This window comes from Mesorhizobium sp. WSM4830 (genome assembly GCF_055811495.1).
In genome coordinates this window covers 178,925-197,263 of sequence record NZ_JBVVQI010000002.1, presented here as the reverse complement: position 1 = coordinate 197,263, position 18,339 = coordinate 178,925, and the positions used below count along the sequence as shown (strand labels likewise).

23 protein-coding genes are annotated in these 18,339 nt (G+C 63.4%); 10 read left to right on the top strand and 13 right to left on the bottom strand.

Annotated elements, in window-relative coordinates; all coding sequences use genetic code 11:
* Positions 1 to 3: 3 nt before the first annotated feature.
* The 3 genes from AC0L2Y_RS03780 to AC0L2Y_RS03770 form a co-directional block, all read right to left on the bottom strand.
* Entirely contained in the window at positions 4 to 1,350 is a 1,347-nt protein-coding gene (locus AC0L2Y_RS03780; RefSeq protein ID WP_473553930.1) for an FAD/NAD(P)-binding protein, read from the bottom strand.
* 49 nt (positions 1,351 to 1,399) lie between these two features.
* Entirely contained in the window at positions 1,400 to 1,852 is a 453-nt protein-coding gene (locus AC0L2Y_RS03775) for an RrF2 family transcriptional regulator (protein WP_352565527.1), read from the bottom strand.
* A 147-nt stretch (positions 1,853 to 1,999) separates the two neighbouring features.
* Positions 2,000 to 2,191: a hypothetical protein gene (locus AC0L2Y_RS03770; protein ID WP_473553928.1), complete on the bottom strand. Its 192-nt coding sequence runs from the start codon at positions 2,189 to 2,191 to the stop codon at positions 2,000 to 2,002.
* Positions 2,192 to 2,532: 341 nt separating this feature from the next.
* Between AC0L2Y_RS03770 and tauA the strand changes: the two genes are divergently transcribed.
* The 4 genes from tauA (at position 2,533) to AC0L2Y_RS03750 (ending at position 5,490) form a co-directional block, all read left to right on the top strand.
* A complete protein-coding gene (gene tauA / locus AC0L2Y_RS03765; RefSeq protein WP_473553926.1) occupies positions 2,533 to 3,546 on the top strand; it encodes a taurine ABC transporter substrate-binding protein in 1,014 nt (337 codons plus the stop codon).
* Positions 3,547 to 3,658: 112 nt separating this feature from the next.
* Positions 3,659 to 4,432, top strand: coding sequence for a taurine ABC transporter ATP-binding protein (locus AC0L2Y_RS03760; protein WP_473553924.1), 774 nt, complete (start codon positions 3,659 to 3,661; stop codon positions 4,430 to 4,432).
* Entirely contained in the window at positions 4,429 to 5,295 is an 867-nt protein-coding gene (locus tag AC0L2Y_RS03755) for an ABC transporter permease subunit (protein WP_473553923.1), read from the top strand. Before AC0L2Y_RS03760 ends, AC0L2Y_RS03755 begins: the two co-directional genes overlap by 4 nt.
* A 6-nt stretch (positions 5,296 to 5,301) precedes the next feature.
* Positions 5,302 to 5,490 carry a hypothetical protein gene (locus AC0L2Y_RS03750; protein WP_352565536.1) on the top strand — a complete coding sequence of 63 codons (189 nt, stop codon included), beginning with the start codon at positions 5,302 to 5,304 and terminating at the stop codon, positions 5,488 to 5,490.
* Between the two features lie 59 nt (positions 5,491 to 5,549).
* Here the strand turns inward: AC0L2Y_RS03750 and AC0L2Y_RS03745 are convergent, their stop codons facing one another.
* On the bottom strand, positions 5,550 to 5,735 hold the full coding sequence (locus tag AC0L2Y_RS03745; RefSeq protein WP_292659638.1) for a hypothetical protein: 186 nt from the start codon (positions 5,733 to 5,735) through the stop codon (positions 5,550 to 5,552).
* 305 nt (positions 5,736 to 6,040) lie between these two features.
* Between AC0L2Y_RS03745 and AC0L2Y_RS03740 the strand changes: the two genes are divergently transcribed.
* The 3 genes from AC0L2Y_RS03740 to AC0L2Y_RS03730 all read left to right on the top strand — a co-directional run bounded on the left by AC0L2Y_RS03740 (position 6,041) and on the right by AC0L2Y_RS03730 (position 8,761).
* On the top strand, positions 6,041 to 6,400 hold the full coding sequence (locus AC0L2Y_RS03740) for a septal ring lytic transglycosylase RlpA family protein (protein ID WP_473553921.1): 360 nt from the start codon (positions 6,041 to 6,043) through the stop codon (positions 6,398 to 6,400).
* A gap of 253 nt (positions 6,401 to 6,653) precedes the next feature.
* Positions 6,654 to 7,931 carry a polyhydroxyalkanoate depolymerase gene (locus AC0L2Y_RS03735; protein WP_352565542.1) on the top strand — a complete coding sequence of 426 codons (1,278 nt, stop codon included), beginning with the start codon at positions 6,654 to 6,656 and terminating at the stop codon, positions 7,929 to 7,931.
* 212 nt (positions 7,932 to 8,143) lie between these two features.
* Complete coding sequence (locus tag AC0L2Y_RS03730) at positions 8,144 to 8,761, top strand: transglutaminase-like cysteine peptidase (protein ID WP_473553919.1); 618 nt, start codon at positions 8,144 to 8,146, stop codon at positions 8,759 to 8,761.
* 9 nt (positions 8,762 to 8,770) lie between these two features.
* On the opposite strand, the gene AC0L2Y_RS03725 is transcribed toward AC0L2Y_RS03730, so the two are convergent.
* The 4 genes from AC0L2Y_RS03725 to AC0L2Y_RS03710 are packed head-to-tail and all read right to left on the bottom strand — an operon-like array spanning position 8,771 to position 11,548.
* Entirely contained in the window at positions 8,771 to 9,139 is a 369-nt protein-coding gene (locus AC0L2Y_RS03725; protein ID WP_352473989.1) for a helix-turn-helix domain-containing protein, read from the bottom strand.
* 38 nt (positions 9,140 to 9,177) lie between these two features.
* Positions 9,178 to 9,714, bottom strand: a complete 537-nt coding sequence (locus tag AC0L2Y_RS03720; RefSeq protein ID WP_473553918.1) for a Smr/MutS family protein — start codon at positions 9,712 to 9,714, stop codon at positions 9,178 to 9,180.
* Positions 9,711 to 10,817, bottom strand: a complete 1,107-nt coding sequence (mltA, locus tag AC0L2Y_RS03715; protein ID WP_473553916.1) for a murein transglycosylase A — start codon at positions 10,815 to 10,817, stop codon at positions 9,711 to 9,713. Before mltA ends, AC0L2Y_RS03720 begins: the two co-directional genes overlap by 4 nt.
* 23 nt (positions 10,818 to 10,840) lie before the next feature.
* The gene (locus tag AC0L2Y_RS03710) at positions 10,841 to 11,548 is read right to left on the bottom strand and encodes a Tim44/TimA family putative adaptor protein (RefSeq protein WP_473554189.1); all 708 of its coding nucleotides are present in this window, start codon (positions 11,546 to 11,548) and stop codon (positions 10,841 to 10,843) included.
* Between the two features lie 199 nt (positions 11,549 to 11,747).
* Here AC0L2Y_RS03710 and AC0L2Y_RS03705 point away from each other — a divergent pair, with 199 nt between their 5' ends.
* Both AC0L2Y_RS03705 and secB read left to right on the top strand, forming a co-directional pair.
* The gene (locus AC0L2Y_RS03705; protein WP_473553915.1) at positions 11,748 to 12,239 is read left to right on the top strand and encodes an FxsA family protein; all 492 of its coding nucleotides are present in this window, start codon (positions 11,748 to 11,750) and stop codon (positions 12,237 to 12,239) included.
* Positions 12,240 to 12,352: 113 nt separating this feature from the next.
* Positions 12,353 to 12,856 (top strand): protein-export chaperone SecB, encoded by a 504-nt coding sequence (gene secB / locus AC0L2Y_RS03700; RefSeq protein ID WP_292659655.1) that lies wholly within the window; start codon positions 12,353 to 12,355, stop codon positions 12,854 to 12,856.
* Positions 12,857 to 13,040: 184 nt separating this feature from the next.
* Here secB and dnaQ read toward each other — a convergent pair whose 3' ends face one another.
* From dnaQ to AC0L2Y_RS03675, 5 genes are all read right to left on the bottom strand, one after another.
* Positions 13,041 to 13,760 (bottom strand): DNA polymerase III subunit epsilon, encoded by a 720-nt coding sequence (dnaQ, locus tag AC0L2Y_RS03695; RefSeq protein ID WP_473553913.1) that lies wholly within the window; start codon positions 13,758 to 13,760, stop codon positions 13,041 to 13,043.
* Between the two features lie 85 nt (positions 13,761 to 13,845).
* Positions 13,846 to 14,448 (bottom strand): dephospho-CoA kinase, encoded by a 603-nt coding sequence (gene coaE / locus AC0L2Y_RS03690; RefSeq protein ID WP_473553911.1) that lies wholly within the window; start codon positions 14,446 to 14,448, stop codon positions 13,846 to 13,848.
* Positions 14,445 to 15,287, bottom strand: a complete 843-nt coding sequence (locus AC0L2Y_RS03685) for a shikimate dehydrogenase (RefSeq protein ID WP_473553908.1) — start codon at positions 15,285 to 15,287, stop codon at positions 14,445 to 14,447. Before AC0L2Y_RS03685 ends, coaE begins: the two co-directional genes overlap by 4 nt.
* Positions 15,280 to 15,879, bottom strand: coding sequence for a Maf-like protein (locus tag AC0L2Y_RS03680; RefSeq protein ID WP_473553906.1), 600 nt, complete (start codon positions 15,877 to 15,879; stop codon positions 15,280 to 15,282). Before AC0L2Y_RS03680 ends, AC0L2Y_RS03685 begins: the two co-directional genes overlap by 8 nt.
* Positions 15,880 to 16,074: 195 nt before the next feature.
* Complete coding sequence (locus tag AC0L2Y_RS03675) at positions 16,075 to 16,893, bottom strand: pyruvate, water dikinase regulatory protein (protein WP_352458816.1); 819 nt, start codon at positions 16,891 to 16,893, stop codon at positions 16,075 to 16,077.
* A 401-nt stretch (positions 16,894 to 17,294) separates the two neighbouring features.
* Here AC0L2Y_RS03675 and hemE point away from each other — a divergent pair, with 401 nt between their 5' ends.
* A complete protein-coding gene (hemE, locus tag AC0L2Y_RS03670) occupies positions 17,295 to 18,323 on the top strand; it encodes a uroporphyrinogen decarboxylase (protein ID WP_473553904.1) in 1,029 nt (342 codons plus the stop codon).
* Positions 18,324 to 18,339: the final 16 nt, after the last annotated feature.

Below are 18,339 nucleotides of genomic sequence, written 5' to 3'. Positions count from 1 at the left end.
GCCTTATCCGAGCAACCGCTTGCTCAGCCGCGCGCACTGCACGCGAATATCGGGAATGGCGTCGATTTCGAAGAAGGTGCCGCGCGTCAGCGGCCCGACGGCGAGGATCTTGGCCGATACCGTGCCATCGCCGGCGATGACCTCGCAGTTCGCGGTCACGTCGAGGCCGAGGCGCAGCGGATCCGGCCGTGCCAGTCCACGGTCGACCAGCGACCGTACCACGCTGTTCGAGGTCGTCGAGATGTCCCTGGCGATGCCTGTGCAATCATAGATGCGGGTGACGTCGAACCTTTCGAGGCGCTGCGTGTGGCGCGACTGGACCTGTACCCTGAAGCCGTCGCCGCCGGCGATCTCGACGACGCGCCCGGCGACAAGGCGGATGCGGCCCGCTTGCACCGCCTCGGCAACGCGGGCGTAGACTTCCGGCGCCATGCGATGGCGATGGATGTCCCACCAGGCCTTGGTGTGCTCGACAAAGCGGCGCTTGGCCGAGGACGGCCAGTTCTGCCAGATCTTCTGGTTGAAGGGTCTCAGACCGTCGACGACGTCGCGCCAGTCGATGCCGGCCTTCTGGTTTTCCCGGATCAGGTCGCGGAACCAGCCGACGAAATAGGAAAGCTGGGTGCCGAGCGGAATATCGGCGACGTCGAGCTTGATCGGATTGCCCTTGCGATGCGGCGAAGGCAGCAGGCCGCGCCGCGACACCGCGACGATATCGCCGCGATGCCCGCGCTTTTCAAGCGACAGGAACGCATCGACCATACTCAAGCCGGTGCCCAGCACCAGGACTCGGGCTTCGGGATCGAGCGGCGTGTCGGCCTCCGACCCCATCCTGATCGCGTGGCCCTGGCCTGCACCCGGCTCCTCGTCATGCCCGGTGGCGAGCACGGCAAGGTGCGCAACCACGCTGGTGCCGTTGGCCAGCGCCACTTCGACGCCTGACGCGGTCGGCGAGATCGACAGGCTCTCCTCGCGGATCAGGCGCAGCCGGCCCGTCTCCCGCTCACGCGCCTCGAGCTCGTCGAGCAGCTCCTTGAGATAGCGGGCGTAGACGCTGCGCGGCGCGTAGACCGGCGCCTGCTCTGGCGTCGCCAGGCCGCGTTCAAGCAGCCAGCGCGCGAAATTGCCGGGATCGTCGGCATAGGCGCTCATGCCCAACGCGCTGACATTCAGCACATGCGCCGACAGCAACGTTGAATAGGCCATGCCTTGCCCAAAATGCGGGCGTTTTTCGACCAGGCTGACGCGGAGATCGGGATTGGGCGACTTCAGCAGATGCGCGGCAAGCACGACGCCGCTGGCGCCGCCACCGACAATGATGATCGAACTTGGCGTAGCGCGCCCGGTCATGCGCACACCAGCTGTCCTGGCAATCGTCGCCGGCTCAAGGGAGGGTGGTTCAGGCCTGCACTTTCAACGCCGCCGAAAGGTCCTCGTCGCCGGCGATATCGCGCATTTCGGCGAGGCTGCGCTGGTCCAGCACCTCGGCGATGGCCTGCCGGACCTCCAGCATCAGGTGTCGGACTTGGCATGTCGCCTCGTTGCAATCTTCGCAGCGCTGATACTGGGTGCGGCTGGCGCAGGGAATGGGGGCAAGCGGCCCGTCGAGCACGCGCACGACGTGGCCGACCTTGATCTCGTCCGCCGGGCGTGCCAGCCGGTAGCCGCCCTCCTTGCCCTTGCGGCTCTGGACGAACCCGGCATTGCGCAATTCGCCAAGAATGGCATCGAGGAACTTCTTCGGAATATTGTTTCCTGTGGCGATGTCGTTGACGAAGGCGAGCTGTCCAACCGGCAGGCGCGCCAGATGGATGAGCGCCTTGAGGCCGTATTTACCTTTTTTCGTGAGCATAACCCGAACGTTTCTCTGTCATGCGATGGCGCAAGGCCACCGGTTGCGAAACGCCTGGCGTGCCTCCCCGCCGCGTCCAAGCTGCCACTACAGATAAATTCTAGTGACATGATATACAAGCCGAGAAACGTTGATTTTGCTTCGTTTTCAAGCCGCAATGGCCATTTTGGCAGGGGCTTGTGCTCTTGGAAGCACAGAAGCCGCCGCCAATGGCACATCGCCAAACTGGCCGGCGGCAGGAATGTCCCGATCGGCGAGAATCCGGACAGCAGCTTCTGCCCCTGAATTTGAAGGCCAAAGCATGCCGCGCGCGGCAACAAGGAGGGTGGCGTCGCTCATCGTCCTCTCCAATCCTTCAATGTCGATAAGGATACTAGACTTAACCGCGAACACAGGGAACTTGTTTCCAATTTCTTGGCTATCCACAGCATGAATTTGCCGATGCAGGGGCGAACGCGGGAAAATCCTTGCTGCGCGCATGGACGACGTGGAAGCGGTTCGGGCAAGGACGACGGTTCTCACCGGGCCATCACCCAGAAGCGTGCGAATGGCAACTGCCATAGCCAGATGACTTTTCTAACAAGACCGAACCGATTGGAAGGATTTAACTCTACAAGGACGATAGAGTTAAGTGACTATGAAACGCAACCCGGTTTTTTCTCGTTTCCAAGGAGCCTTTCATGTCCACCATTTCGCGACGTATCGTTCTCTTGTCCTCGGCGGCCTTGGCTGGTGCCGCCTTTCTCGGCCCAGCCGATGCGCAGGACTTCAAGATCACTATCGGCTACCAGACGGTCGTCGAACCCTCGAAGGTGCCGCAGGCCGACGGCGCCTATGAGAGCGCGACCAAGGCGGCAATCGACTGGCGGAAATTCGATTCCGGCGCCGACGTAATCGCCGCCATCGCTTCCGGTTCGGTCGACATCGGTTATGTCGGCTCGAGCCCGCTGGCGGCGGCGGCGAGCCGCGAGCTTCCAATCCAGACAATCTTCATTGTCGGGCTGATCGGCGAATCCGAGGCCCTTGTCGCCCGCAACGGCGCCGGCATCGAGAAAACTGCCGACCTTGCCGGCAAGAAGGTGGCGGTGCCCTTCGTTTCGACGACGCATTACAGCCTGCTTGCCGCGCTGAAGCATGAGGGTGTCGACCCGAAGTCGGTCGACATTCTCAATCTGCGGCCACCGGAGATCGCGGCGGCATGGGCGCGCGGCTACATCGACGCCGCCTATGTCTGGGATCCGGCACTCGGCCAGATCAAGACGACGGGCAAGGTCGTGCTGGATTCCTCGCAGGTCGCCGCCTGGGGCGCACCGACCTTCGACGCCTGGATCGTGCGCACCGACTTCGCCGAAAGGAACCCGGAAGCGGTGCGCGACTTCGTCAAAGTAACGGGCGCTGCCTATGCCGACTTCCTGGCCAAGCCGGATCAATGGTCGGTGTCCTCGCCGCAAGCGGCCAAGATCGCCAGGATCACCGGGGCCAAGCTCGAAGACGTGCCGCAACTGCTGAGGGGCTATGTCTTCCCGACGCTCGAGGAGCAAGCCTCGGACAAGTTCCTCGGTGGCGGCACTGTCAAGGCGGTCGAGGCGACATCGGCCTTCCTCAAGGAGCAGGGCAAGATTGACGCCGTGTTGCCGGATTATTCGAAATACGTGTCGTCGAAATATGTCGGCGAGGCGCTGGCCTCGAATTAGCGGCGGCTCAATACGCGCGTCCTCCCTTCCCTGACACGCGCGTTGCCTGCCCCGGAGCCGCTGACGAGGAACGGCTTCGGGGCAGGCAAATTCACAATATCGGCGACCCCACATGACGCATCTCGTGCTCGACCAAGTCTCGGTTCATTATGACGGCCAGCCGGCGCCGGCCGTCGAACGCGTGTCGATTGACATCGCCAAGGACGACTTCGTTGTCCTGGTCGGCCGCTCCGGCTGCGGCAAGACCTCGTTGCTGAACGTCGCCGCGGGCCTGGTCGAGCCTGTGCGCGGACGCGCCACGATTGGTGGCAGGCCGATCACGGCGCCAGGCTCGGACCGCGCCGTCGTGTTCCAGAACGACGCGCTGTTTCCGTGGCTGACCGCGCGGGAAAATGTCGCCTTTGCTCTCAGGCTGCGCGGTGTCAGGGCAGCCGAACGGGCGCGGACTGCCGACGACCTTCTGGCGCGGGTGAAGCTCGACGGTGCCGGCGACAAACGCATCTGGGAGCTTTCCGGCGGCATGCGCCAGCGGGTTGGCCTGGCCCGGGCGCTGGCAGCTGAGCCGCAATTCCTGCTGCTCGACGAACCGCTGGGCGCACTCGATGCGCTGACACGCGAACGCATGCAGACAACGCTGCTCGATCTGTGGACGGCAAGCCAGGTCGGCGTGCTGATGGTCACGCACGGCATCGACGAAGCGCTGGTGCTCGCCACCCGCATCATTGTGCTCGCTCCCGGCCCTGGCCGGGTGGTGCGGAGTTTCGAGGCCGGTTTCAGCCGGCGCTATGCAGCCGGCGAGGCCATTCGCAGCATCAAGGCCGATCCCGCCTTCGCCGCGGCGCGCGGCGAGCTGACCGACGCGATCTTCGAAGGGGAGGCAGCATGACCGTTACCTCCTATACCGAGCGGCCGCGGCGCTCCAAGGTCGACGACGGAGCCGACGCGCTGTCAGTGCCACGGTCGCGGCCGCGGCCGAGACGCAGCCGCGTTTCGGCCCGCGTGGTTAGCGCGATCACCATTCTGATGGTGCTGGCAGTGTGGACAGTATCGGCCCGCCTGCAATTGGTGTCGCCGGCTTTCCTGCCGTCGCCTGTGGCAGTCTGGAACAAATTTGTCGTCGTCGCCGGTGACGGCTTTGTCGACGCGACGCTGCTCCAGCATATCGCCGCCAGCCTGTGGCGGGTGTTTGCAGCGCTGATCGCGGCCGTTTTCGTCGGCGTTCCCATCGGGCTGGCTATCGGCATCAGCACTACAGGGCGCGGCATCTTCGATCCGCTGCTCGAATTCCTGCGGCCGATCCCGCCGCTCGCCTATCTGCCGCTGATCATTATCTGGTTCGGCATTGGCGAGCCGTCCAAGTTCCTGGTGATTGCGATTGCCATGCTGGCACCGGTTGCGCTGTCGACGGCATCGGGTGTTCGCGGCGTCTCGCAGGAACGCATCAATGCAGCGCGCTCGCTTGGCGCCACGCAGCGCCAAGTGATCGGGCACGTTATCCTGCCCAGCGCGCTGCCCTCGATCCTGACCGGTCTGCGTATCGCGCTTGGCGCCGGCTGGTCGACGCTGGTTGCCGCCGAGCTGGTGGCGGCGACGCGCGGGCTCGGATTCATGATCCAGTCCGCTGCCCAGTTCCTCGTCACCGACGTGGTGGTGATGGGCATACTGGTGATCGCGGCCATTGCCTTCGTGCTCGAATTCATCATCCGCAGGATCGAGCGGGTGCTCGTCCCGTGGGCGGGGCGAGAGTGACCGACAATGCGCCATTCCATCACTGTATTGTTTGTGCATTTCGGCCATTGGCTCCGCCTGATCAAGGACGGGGACAAACAGCCGCCTGACGGCGAACGCAAAACGCCGACGCCCGTGCAGCTGGACGCGGAGCGCAACCGCCTGCCGCCGCGCGACGAAAGTTTCTACTGGGGCTGGCAATACTGGTCGCGGTGACCGACCGCCACGGGTCCGCTGTGCGCTGCTCTGGCGGGAGCCTGAGCATGGACGCCCGTTCAAATGCGCGAGCGGTTTGCCCAGGCCAGGCCGCCCAAGCCGACCAGCACCGTCACGATGCCGACATAGAGCCATTGCGACTGGCCGGTCATGAAGCTGCCGCGGATGAAGCCGATGCCTTGCAACGTCCACAGCATGCCGATGGCGAGCACAATCAAGGCCAGCAGATTTTTGATCAATCTCATTGCCGAAACTCCTTTCCAAGTCGATCATCAGCCCGGCTCCGGCCGGAATGGAACAGCGAAAAGAAGCCGCTCGACTACACCAACTTCTACTTAGATGCTAACCTCCGATCTTGCGCAAGACACGCGGAGATCGGTGCAAAGACCATCAAGGAAGCTGTGCCGCTCTGCGGAAAGTCTCTGACAAATTGTTTCGCGCCGACTCCAAACGTGTAACATTGCCATGGAACCGACAGATCATTGCCGCATTTGCTGCCTCATTCGTCCCTAACCGCTGCGGGTCTGTCAACGGAGCCAGTCCCCAACACATGAACAAAAGCAACCAGACCGCGCTTGTCGCGGCCACGATCGCGGCTGGCCTGATGGTCGGCGCGTCCAGTGCCAGCGCCGCCGCCCAATGCGGCCGTGCCTCCTGGTACTCATTGCACTCCAGAACCGCTTCCGGCGAGCGCATGAACCCGTCGGCGCTGACCGCAGCGCATCGCAGCCTGCCGTTCGGCACCAAGCTGAAGGTGACCAACCGCAACAATGGCCGCAGCGTCGTCGTGCGCATCAACGACCGCGGCCCGTTTATCAGGGGCCGGATGCTCGATCTGTCAAAGGGCGCAGCCAGTCAGCTCGGCTTCATCAGCTCGGGCCATACCGCTGTCTGCATGGCACGCGTCTAACGGTCGCGACGGCGGACGCCGCCTCCGACGGTTGTACCGATGACCGTGCCCTCTGCTACTCCTTCGCAGGTGCACATTGAGCCGGCTGTTGCCGTTCCAGGCGGATTCTCAACGCCTTGGACGAAAGAACGAGCATAAATCACGCAAGTTGACGTATTGCATCGCAGCAGATTGTTGCTAACTTCCCCCCAAGGCATTCAAGGCTCGGCGCTGCTCGTCGGCCCTTCCATCGCAGTCGGCAGCGGGGTTCTCGATGTTCTACCAGCTCTACGAACTGAACCACGCCGCCTTGCAGCCGGCGCGCCTCTATGCCGATGCGGTGCGCCTGTTCTACTCCAATCCGCTCAATCCGGTCTCACACACCTCCTGGGGCCGCTCGGTTGCGGCAACGGCCGAACTGTTCGAGCGCACGACGCGCCGCTACGGCAAGCCGCAATTCGGCCTGACCAAGACCGTCGTCGACTGGAAAAACGTTGAGGTCAGCGAACGCACCGTCTGGTCGCGGCCATTCTGCAACCTGGTTCGTTTCGAGCGCGCAGTTCCGGCCGGGCGCCGGCCGGATCCGAAGCTGTTGATCGTCGCGCCGATGTCGGGCCACTACGCGACGCTGCTGCGCGGCACGGTGGAGGCGATGCTGCCCTATGCCGACGTGCATATCACCGACTGGGTCGACGCCCGCATGGTGCCGCTGGCCGACGGCAGCTTCGATCTTGACGACTATATCGACTACATCGTCGACATGCTGCATGCGCTGGGCCCCGACACCCATGTGATGGCGGTGTGCCAGCCTTCGGTTCCGGTGCTGGCGGCGGTGGCACTGATGGAAGCCAAGGGTGATCCGTTCGTGCCCTCGACGATGACGCTGATGGGCGGCCCGATCGACACCCGCCGCAGCCCGACGGCGGTCAATCTCCTGGCCCAGGAAAAGGGCATCGACTGGTTCCGCGACAACGTCATCATGCGCGCGCCCTGGCCGGTGCCGGGCTTCGGCCGCGAGGTCTATCCCGGCTTCCTGCAGCTTTCGGGGTTCATGAGCATGAACCTCGACCGCCACATCATCGCCCACAAGGACTTCTTCATGCATCTGGTGAAGCATGACGGCGACAATGCCGAGAAGCACCGCGAGTTCTACGACGAATATCTGGCGGTGATGGATCTGACGGCGGAATTCTACCTGCAGACCGTCGACACCGTGTTTGTCCGCCAGGCCTTGCCGAAGGGCACGATGACGCATCGCGGCGTGGCGGTCGACCCCTCGGCGATCCGCAATGTCGCCCTGTTTACGGTCGAGGGCGAGAACGACGACATCTCCGGCCTCGGCCAGACCAAGGCCGCGCACGATCTTTGCATCAACATCCCGACCGACAGGCACGCCCATTACATGCAGCCGGCGGTCGGCCATTATGGTGTGTTCAACGGCTCGCGCTTCCGCTCCGAAATCGTACCGCGCATCGTCGATTTCATTACCAGCTACGGCCGTCAGAACCGTGTTGCGGTGAAACCCAAGCTGGTCAGGACCGGCAAGAAATAGGCGACCAGTGATGATGCCCGTCAATCCGCATCAGGTCGGTCAATGCCAAAATCGTCGCTTGGCGGGGCCGCCGGGCTGGTCGACCTGTTGCACAATAGTCGCGTTGGCGCCACGCGGGTAACCATGCCGCAAAAATCAATCCATCCTCATAATTGACACGGACTGTAAATACCCCTTAACGTTTCGTTAACAACAAGGGACAAGCGGGGACAATGATTTCCTCACCAATGGCGAGAACGCTGCGCCTGTGCGCGCTGGCTGGACTTACTGTGGCGGCAGGTTGGGCCGGTTCGGCCTCGGCAGCCAGCCCGATGATAACAGGCGGCCCGACCTCGCAGCCGATCGGCCATTACGATTTCTGCAAGAGCTACGCGTCCGAATGCTCGATCCGCCCGAAGGATCTGTCGCCCGCCAGCCTGACCGGCTCGCTGTGGCGCAAGCTGCTCAGCGTCACGACAAAGGTCAACGCCGCCGTCAAGCCGGAGAGCGACTTCGACATCTACGGCAAGGACGAGGTCTGGGCCTATCCCGACAAGGGCGTTGGCGATTGCGAGGACTATGTCCTGGAAAAGCGCCGTGAGCTGAACCGGCTGGGCGTCTCGTTTGCAGATCTGCTGATGACAGTCGTGCGCAAGCCGGATGGCGAGGGCCACGCCGTGCTGACGGTGCGCACCGACAAGGGCGACTACATCCTCGACAATCTGACCGACCAGGTCCGTTCCTGGGACCAGACCGGCTATCGTTTCCTCAAGCGGCAGGCGATCGACAATACCGGCCGCTGGGTCTCCATCCGCGGCGGCCAGCAGGTGCTGGTCGGCTCGGTCCAGTAACAAAGCAGCTCATTTCGGCCGTGCCAGTGCGGCGCGGAGCGACGCAATGATGCGGCGAAGCTCGGCTTCGTCGAGCTTTTCGATGTTGTCGGCCAGGAGATTGGCAAGCTCGGTCGCCGCCGGGCTAAGGCCCGACGTGTCGAGCTTGACACGCGGATGTGAGGTTTCGGCCAATCGCGCCAGTTCCTCGGCGTCGTCCCAAATGATGTTGAAATAGCCGATGATCTTCTGGATCAGCGTCCAGCTCGGCGCACCGCGGCGGCCGTGTTCCAGCGCCGAGAGATAGGCTGCGCTGACGCCGATCGCCTTGGCCATGTCCTTCTGGCTGACGCCGCGCTCGTTTCGCAGCACGCGAAGCTTTTCGCCGAACGGGGTCACAAGCGCACCTTCATGGATGCATCCTCATGGGCGTGTCCTCATGAGCGCGCCCGCCGCAAGCGGACATAGAGCGCACCCGAACCGCCATGGTTGCGGGCTGCATGGTCGTGACTGGAGACGAGGGGCCGGAAGGCGGGTGTCGACAGCCATGACGGCACGGCGCGCCGCAAGACGCCATCGCCGCCCGAGGAAGAGCCCTTGCCGGTGATCACCAGGACGTAGCGGATGCCGCCGGCATGCGCCCGGCGCAAAAAGGAAAACAGCAGCGAATAGGCTTCGTCCTGGGTCAGGCCATGCAGGTCGACGCGGCCCTCAATCGGCAGCCGGCCCTTCGATAACTTGTCCAGCGTCGGTTCGTCGAGTGCGTGGGAAACATGCTGCGCCTTCGGCTTTGCGGCCATGGCAGCATTGCCCGCGACCTGTGCCGGCGGCGGCGTCTGCCTGGTCTCGTCGATCTCCCGCCCGACGTCGGGAATTTCGACGGCGATTTTGCCCTTCAGCGGCTTTGCCGTGCGCGCCACCAGGTTCCACAGCACCCGGTCGTCCGCGCTCAGCCTGTCGATGCGCCGGGTCATCGGTCTGCTCCTGCAACCAGCGAGCGGGGGACCAGCACATAAAAGTCGGCGACGTTGCGGACAACGCCGGCGATCTCGCCGGCCGCATCGCCCGACCCGGCAAACAGATCGCCGCGGGCCGGTCCGGTGATCGCCGAGCCGGTGTCCTGCGCGATCATCAGCCGCCGGAACGGTTTCCCGTCGAAGGCGGTCAGCGACGGTGCATCGATATGGAAAGGCGTGCCGAACGTGTGCAGCAGCCGGTCGACGGCGATCGAGCGGCCGGGTGTCAGCGGCACTTTAGCGGCAGCAATGGGGCCGAGCTCCCGGTCGTCGACGCCCATCTCGCGGAAGAAGATGTAGGAGCGGTTACGCCAAAGGATCTCGTCGGCGCGTTCCGGATGCGCCTTGAACCAGGCACGGATCGACTGCATCGTCACCTTCTCCAGCGGGATCTCGCCTTCCTCGCTCAGGATCTTGCCCGGCCCGGTAAAGCGCTGGCCGGATTTGGCGGCATAGGTGATGCGGCGAAGCCTGCCGTCGGTCATGTTGAGCCGTGCCGCGCCCTGCACGTGAATGAAGAAGGCGTCGACCTTGTCGGCGAGCCAGGCGATTTCCAGCCCTTTTCCGGCAAGCGCGCCGCGTTCGATCTCGCCGCGGTCGAAATATTCGACCGGGCCGTTCGGCGCGGCACGAGCGAAGGCGAGATAGGGATCCGGGCCGGAAGGACGATTGCCGTCATCGATGTCGACAAGGTCGGCCGGGCGCGACAGCAACGGCACCGAAAACCGTTGCGTGCGCACCGGCGAGGCTTCGACCTCCGGTTCATAAAAGCCGGTTACCAGGCCGGGACCACCATCTTCGGCATCGATACGAGCCGGAACGAAATGGCGTTCGAAAAAGCTTCTGGCCTGCAACCGATTCGCCGGCGAAACGGTGCGCGCTTCGGCATAGGCGTCGGCAAAGCCGTTGTAATCGACGCCGAGCGCGCCGGAGCGGTAGGGTTTGGTCAGGATATGAAAGGCCGAGCGGCGAAAGGCGTCAAAGGCAGGGAGATGGTCGTCCTCGCCCCAGCCCGGCAATTCGCCAAAGGATTTTTCGCTGAAAGCTCCAGAAAGCGACACGACAGCCCCCGCCGCCGTCCAGTTCAGTCTTCTTCTTCGGTGGCGACGAGCTTCCAGTTCGGATCGCGCGAGCGCGTGTCGCGGGCGAAGGTCCAGACATCCTTGACCTCGGCGACGGTCTCGGGATCCCCGTCGATGACGGCGCCGGCCTTGTCGCGGGTCGCCGAAATCAGCTCGCTGACGATGCGCAGCGTGATGTGCGCCTCGCTGCCCTTCATTTCGGCCGAAACGATGTCGGCCTTGTCGATGCCGACGAAGGAGGACTGGATCTTTTCGGCTTTCGCCTCACGGTCGCCGATGGCCGCGACGAAGCCGTCATAGACCTCGCGCGACAAAAGGTTCTTCAAGGTTTTGCGGTCGCCATCGGCGTAGGCCATGACGATCATCTCATAAGCCATCTTGGCGCCGTCGACGAAGGTCTTCGGATCGAAGGTCGGATCATTGTCCTTGATCGCCCGCAGGCCCCGGTTGAGATCGGTGTCGGGCTTGGCAAAGGCATCGATCGCCACATAGGTGTCGGCCGCCGGCTCTCCCGCCAGCCGCTTGCGCGGCAGCGAAACCACGTTCTCAGGTTTCTGGGCGGCATCCTTGTCGTTTTTGCGCGCTGCCGTATATGGATCGAAGGGCGGGCGCTCGTTGCCCGTGCGTCGGCCAAGCACGTTGCGCAGCTGGAAAAAGATCACCACCGCCGCAATCAGAAAGAAAATCGTGCCGAAGTCGAAGAAGCCCATATCTTGCGCCAATCAATCCCTGCTTTGGCCGGACCAGCGGCCAAGCAAGGGCCGCGATCACATAGCGTTCAGTATCCAAAGCATATAGAACGCATGGCGCAATCATTCAAATCAAAGGCAGCCATACCTATCTAACAGCTCTGGTGCCAGCGGCGATTGCTCGCCGGCCGGCACAACATCGAAAACGATCGGTCAAGATTTGCGTATCCCGCTGCTTCCCCTGTTCATTCTCGCGCTTCCGCTGCTGGAGATAGCCGGTTTCGTCATTGTCGGCCGCCAGGTCGGCGCGCTGGCGACAGTTGGCTTGGTGCTGGCCTCGAGTGTCGCCGGCGCCCTGCTGCTGCGGCACCAGGGCTTTGGCGTCATGGCCAGGGTCCGTGCCGAAATGGATGCCGGGCGTGACCCGAGCGGCCAGCTTGCGCATGGCGCCATGATCGTGCTGGCAGCGATCCTTTTGATCATCCCCGGCTTCATCTCGGATATTTTCGGCATTCTGCTGTTCCTACCGCCAGTGCGCGATTTTGCCTGGCGGATGCTGAAAGGCCGCATCGTGCTGGCAACCGATTTCGGCGGTGGTTTGCGGGCAAGGCAACGCGGCAAGACCATCGATCTCGACGACGGCGACTATTCGCGCGCCGACGACCATACGCGCGGACCGGATTCTCCCTGGCGCCGCCTCAAGGACGAGTAGCCGCGAGGCAACCGGCGTCTTTTGCAAACTTGTCTTGTCGTGCCGGCCATGATAGCGAACGCCCGAATTTCAATCCGGTCAGCAACGCTGCCCAGGCAAAAGGACCACAGCTTATGGCCAGCAACGACGACGCGCCGACCGGCGCAGCCAACGGTAATGGGAATGCGGCGCAGCCTTCGCTCAACGTGCTTGCGCAATATGTGAAGGACCTGTCCTTCGAAAGCCCCGGCGCACCGAACTCGTTGCGCGGCCGCGACAAGGCTCCCGGAATCGCCATCAACGTCAACGTCAACGCCAACCCGCTTTCGGACAAGCAGTTCGATGTCAATTTGACGCTGAACGCAAAAGCGTCGTTCGACCAGGAAGTGCTGTTCAACGTCGAGCTGGTCTATGGCGGCGTCTTCGCCATCAGCGGCTTCCCGCAGGAGCACATGCTGCCGATCCTGTTCATCGAATGCCCGCGGCTGCTGTTCCCGTTCGCCCGGCAGATCATCGCCGAGGCAACACGCAATGGCGGCTTCCCGCCGCTGATGCTAGATCCGATCGATTTCGCGCAGATGTTCCAGCAGAAGCTGGCCGAGGACCAGGCTGCCGCCGCCAAGGTCAAGGTGAGCTGAAGGCGGCGTCACTCCGTCGTTGAAAAGCCCGGCCTCGCGCCGGGTTTTTTGTTTGAGACGCCGGCGGGACAGGCTGTGCTCTCATCGGGACGGAACGCCGGTGACTCCTCTTCAGTGGCAAATCTCGAAGCTTGGCGACTTCCACCGAACGGGACTATCGACGTTAGCTGCCGATCGGCAATAACTATGCCGCGGAACTCGCTTCCGGGGCGACGCGTAGCCAGAGCGCCTTTTCGCCCAATGTGCCAACCATGCCCGCGTGCGCTGCGCGCTCGGCGTCGGTCAGGCGCGACGGCAAGGCGATCGGCCGCACACCGATCGAAATATCGATATCGTCGACATTCTGTCTGCCTCCCGCCGGCGTCATGATGCTGTCGAGGATGAGGCTGGCCTGCTTGCCGCCGATAAGCTCGATATAGACCTCGGCCAGCAATTCCGAATCGAGCAGCGCGCCGTGTTTGGTGCGGCGGCCGTTGTCGATGCCATAGCGGCGGCAGAGCGCGTCGAGCGAATTGGGGCCCATCGGATGCTTGCGGCGCGCCAGCGCCAGCGTGTCGACGATCCGTCCCGGATCGATGGCCGGATGGCCAAGCCGGCCGAATTCGAGATTGAGGAAGCCGATGTCGAAGCCGGCATTGTGCGCGACAAGCTTGGCGCCGTCGATGAAGGCGAGGAACTCCTCGGCGATCTCCATGAAAGTCGGCTTGCCCTGAAGATCGGCGGCGCTGATGCCGTGCACGGCCTGCGCCTCGTGATGGATCTGGCGGCCCTGCGGGTTGATATATTTGTGGAAGGTTCGGCCGGTCGGGAAGCGGTTGACCAACTCGACGCCGCCAAGCTCGATGACGCGGTCCTCGCGCGTGTCGAGGCCGGTGGTTTCCGTATCGAAGATGATCTCACGCATCGAATCAGTCCACTGGTTCCGGCATCATTCTAGCCGAATCACACCCGGAACAAAATGGCAACAAGTAATGTGGGCTGCAAGCCTATTAACCAGGCCTGGCTGCCTTATCCACGACTAGTTCGGCAATGATGGCCTTGACGGCCGCGCGAGCGGCGTCAAAGCCTCGACCGGTGTCGATGACGAAGTCGGCGCGACGGCGCTTTTCGGCGTCAGGAACCTGCCTGGCCAGGATCGACGCCAGTTTCTCCTCGTTCATGCCCGGCCGCGCCAGCACGCGGGCCTGCTGGACCTCGGGCGGCGCGGTGACGACCACGACCTTGTCGACGCGGTTCCGGCCGCCGGTCTCGAACAGCAGCGGTATATCGAGCACGGCAAGCGGCGCGCCGGCGGCACGATTTTCAGCCAGGAACGCATCGGCATCGGCACGGACCAGCGGATGGATGATAGCTTCCAGCCGTTTCAGGGCGGCGCCGTCGCCGAGCACCCGCTCCGCCAGCTTTGTGCGATCGACCGCACCGGATCGGGTAGTCCCGGGAAAGGCCGCCTCGATCAAGGGCGCGGCCTTGCCGGCATAAAGCCGATGCACCGCCTCGTCGGAATCATGGACCGGCACGCCGGCTTCGGCAAACATCTTGGCCGTGGCCGACTTGCCCATGCCGATCGATCCGGTGAGGCCGAGCACGATCATTTTATCGCGCCGATATCGGCAATGATCATTTGCCGCAGTTCGGCTGTGACTTCTGGCCTGATGCCGAACCAGCGCTCGAAGCCGGGCACCGCCTGGTGCAGCAGCATGCCTAGCCCGTCGACGGTTCTCAGGCCGCGCGCTATGGCCGAGGCAAGCAGCGGCGTCTCCAGCGGCACGTAGACGATGTCGGTGACGATGGCGCGGTCCGGCAGTCTGTCCGGATCGGCGGACAGGCCATCATTGCCATGCATACCGAGGGCTGTCGTGTTGACCAGCAGGCCGGCATCCTCGAGCAATTCGCCGGTCGCCGCGATGTTGTGTGCGGAGACGCCTGCACCGAAGCGGTCGCGCAGCTCCTGCGCCCTCGCAAGCGTTCGGTTGACGATGCGGATGTCGCTGACGCCGCGTTGCCTCAGCGCATGAATAACCGCGCGAGCGGCGCCGCCGGCGCCGAGCACCACGGCGGGGCCGTTGGCCGCCCAGCCCGGTGCATACTCGTCCAGATTGGCGGCAAAGCCATGCGCATCGGTATTGCCGCCGCACAATTCGCCATCCTCGAACCAGAGTGTATTGACCGCACCGATCTGTTCGGCCGCGTCGTCGCGGCGCGCCACCAGTGCGAAGGCGGCTTCCTTGTGCGGGATGGTAACGTTGCCGCCGCGATAGCCTTGTGCCTGCAGCGTCTGCAGGAATTCGGCAAACGCTTCCGGTGCAACGTCAATGGCCTCGTAGACGCCGTCGATGCCGTATTTCGCCAGCCAGTAGCCGTGGATCTTCGGGGATCTGGAATGCGCGATCGGGTGGCCGGTGACGAAGGCTTTTTTCGAGGCCTCAGCCATCGATCGCCCCGAGCTCGCGCAGCTTGGCCAGCACCGGCAAAAGCGGCAGGCCGACAATGGTAAAATAGTCGCCTTCGATTTTTTCGAACAGCTGGATGCCTTCGCCTTCGATCTGGTAGGCGCCGACGCTGGACAACGCCTTGGCGCCGACGCGCGCCAGATGGCGGCCGATGAAGGCCGGATCGAGCTTGCGCATGGTCAGGCTGGCGATGCCGACATGCCGCCACAGGACCTGGCCGTCACGGGCGAGCACGACGGCGCTGTTGAGGTGATGCGTCTTGCCGGACAGCGCCAGCAGATGACGGCGCGCCCCTTCCATGTCGGCCGGCTTGTGGAACAGCTCGTCGCCGAGCGACAGCGTCTGGTCGCAGCCGAGCACCAGAGCGCCGGGCTTGCGCTCACTGACGTCGGTGGCCTTGGCTTCGGCGAGCACCAGGGCGACGTCCTCCGGCGACACCCCGCTATTCTGCAGCGGCGCCTCGAGCGCGCGCTCATCGACAGAAGCCGGAACCGCTTCGACAGTGACGCCGGCATTGACGAGCAGCGCCTTGCGGAACGGGCTGCCCGAGGCAAGGATAATTTTTTCGGCCATTCTTTTCGCCTGCTCTTGCCTTCTCCCCTTGTGGGAGAAGGTGGATTGGCGCGCAGCGCCAAGACGGTTGAGGGGTGTTGGAAGGATCGCCGTCGGTGCCAAGCTGGAACACCCCTCATCCGACCGAGCTTCGCTCGGCCACCTTCTCCCACAAGGGGAGAAGGAAGGACCACCCACAGCGCAAGCGCCCAAACCCTAGCGCGTCTTGCCGCGCAGGGCAACGATCGCCGCCGCCGTCTCCTCGATCGAACGGCGGCTGACGTCGATCATCGGCCAGCCATGCCGCGTGCATATCTGGCGGGCATAGGTGAGCTCTTCGGCGATCGCGGCGCGGTCGACATAATCGGTCGGCTCATAGGCGCTCGTGCCGAGAATGCGGTTCTGCCGGACCTGCGAGATGCGTTCGGCGGTGGCGACCAGGCCGACGATCAGCGGCCTCCTGGCATTGACCAGGCTTTCGGGCACCGGCACGCCGAGCACGATCGGAATGTTGGCGGTCTTGATGCCGCGATTGGCGAGATAGATGCTGGTCGGCGTCTTCGAAGTGCGGGAGATGCCGACAAGCACGATATCGGCATCGTCCATATTGGCCGGCAGCTGGCCGTCATCATGCTCCATCGTGAAATTGAGCGCGTCGATACGGCGAAAATATTCAGCGTCCAGCACATGCTGGGCGCCGACGCGGCGGCCGGCCGGCGTGCCGAGATAGGACTGGAACACCGTCAGCACCGGCTCCAGCACCGAGACGCAAGGCAGGCCCATCGCCGCGCAGCGTTCGTCGATGCCACGCGCAAGCTTCTGGTCGACCACCGTGTAGAGGATGATGCCCGGCTCCTCCTCGATGTCCTCGAACACCTTCGTCACCTGCTTTTCGGTGCGGATGAGCGGGTAGATATGTTCGATGGCGCGCGCGTCCTTGTATTGCGCGGAAGCCGCGCGGCCGGCTGCCAGCAGCGTTTCGCCGGTGGCGTCGGAAATCAGGTGAAGGTGAAAGAAGCTCTGCGGTTTGTTCACAGGATACATTCCAGGCTGTGGGCCGATGTGGATAAGCCGGGCGGAAAACTCGGCCACCGCGAAGCGACTGTATCAGATGCCGGTTTGTCCACAATTCGATGTGCTGTCGGCTTCTCCGGACGGTTGGGGACAAGTCCGGGGACGGAGCTTTTTGCCTTCGCGTCATCCACAGGGGCAATTTCCCCGGCCTGGCGGCAACGCATTGACTCCAGTCGTAAATTCCCGACTTTCCACAAAGTCCTGCAATCCCATTGGAGAAGCGCGCGACAATATGCTGGCTGGTCTTTTCCAAGGCAAAGCGGGACAGGAGACAACCACCACAACCAACAGACTCTTAGAATCATAAGATTCCTAAAAATAGAATATTTAATTATAGGGAAGCCTGGAAAGGCGAGCGCTCAATGCCTCAAGACCGGATCGTGCTGGACGTGTTGAGAGGCAAGGCGGCGTTTCCGCCACCGGTCTGGATGATGCGCCAGGCCGGCCGCTACCTGCCGGAATACCGGGAGACAAGGAGACGGGCCGGATCCTTCCTAGATCTTTGCTACGACCCGGATCTCGCCGTCGAAGTGACGCTGCAGCCGATCGAACGCTTCGGCTTCGATGCATCGATCCTGTTTTCCGACATCCTTGTCGTGCCGCATGCGCTTGGCCGCGACGTGCGCTTCGAGGAAGGACGCGGCCCGCTGCTGACGCCGATCACGGCTACGGAAATTGCGGCTCTCGACGGCGAAGCGTTTCACGTGAATCTCGAGCCGGTCTACGAGACGGTGCGGCGCTTGCGCGCCAGACTGCCTGATGAAACGACGCTGATCGGCTTCTGCGGTGCGCCCTGGACGGTGGCGACCTATATGATCGCCGGCCATGGCACGCCCGACCAGTCACCGGCCAGGCTGTTCGCCTATCGCGAGCCGGCGGCCTTTCTTCGGCTGCTGAAGGTGCTCGCCGATCATTCGGCTGCCTATCTGATCCGGCAGATCGAAGCCGGCGCCGACGTGGTGCAGATCTTCGATTCATGGTCCGGCGTGCTCGACGAAGCGTCTTTCGAGTTGTTCTGCGTCGAGCCGGTGGCCGAGATCGTCCGGCAAGTGAAGGCTGTCCATCCCAATGTTCCGATCATCGGCTTTCCCAAGGGTGCCGGAGATCACTATCGAAGCTATCGCCAGAAGACCGGCGTGGCCGGGCTAGGCCTCGACTGGACCGTGCCCTTGTCGACGGCGAAGGAATTGCAGCGTGACGGCGCCGTGCAGGGCAATCTCGATCCGCTGAGGCTTGTAGCCGGCGGCAAGGCGCTTGCCGACGGCGTAGCGGCGATCCTGGAGGCGCTGGGCGACGGGCCGCTGATCTTCAACCTCGGCCACGGCATCACGCCGGAGACGCCGCTGGCGCATGTCGAGCAGATGGTCAAACTGGTGCGGGGCGCATCGTGACGATGATGGGCGCAGA